The sequence below is a fragment of the Intestinimonas sp. RTP31139st1_F5_RTP31139_211217 genome (assembly GCF_040226735.1).
GTDB lineage: Bacteria > Bacillota > Clostridia > Oscillospirales > Oscillospiraceae > Intestinimonas > Intestinimonas butyriciproducens.
In genome coordinates this window covers 4,219-4,660 of sequence record NZ_JBCOAQ010000075.1, presented here as the reverse complement: position 1 = coordinate 4,660, position 442 = coordinate 4,219, and the positions used below count along the sequence as shown (strand labels likewise).

Genomic DNA, 442 nt, shown 5'->3' with positions numbered 1-442 from the left:
GTCTCACCCGTGTCGGCGTATACCGCCTGAAAGCCGCCGAAGGGGGAGGCCCCTTTGGCGAACAGGCGCAGGATCAGGTCCCGTCCCCCCCAGGTGAGGAGCATCTCCCCCGCCATGGGGGAGCCGGACCAGGGCTGATAGCGGTTCTTTTCGGCCAGGGTGGTCCTGGTGTCCCGCTCCCGGGTGGGGATCCCGTAAAACATGGCCCGCAGGAAAGCGCACCAGGTGGACTTGCCCCCCTCGTTGGGGAACTGGAGCAGGTTGAGCCCCTCCTCCAGATTCAGGGTCGCCCCCTCCAGCGCGCCGAAGGTGGCGGTCATTCTCTTGATCTTCATGCCATCGGCTCCTCCCCGTGCTCCAGCGCCGCCAGGCCGAAGCGGACGGCCCGCTCCAGAGCGGCCCGCTCGTCTCCGTCCCCCGCGGCGGCCAGGCGCTCCCGCAT

General features: G+C 69.2%; 1 protein-coding gene. It reads right to left on the bottom strand.

The features are described 5' to 3' along the window. The coding region (locus tag ABUA09_RS17970; RefSeq protein WP_349949611.1) for an AAA family ATPase at positions 1-335 on the bottom strand (335 nt) is incomplete at its 3' end. Between the last annotated feature and the right edge of the window lie 107 nt (positions 336-442).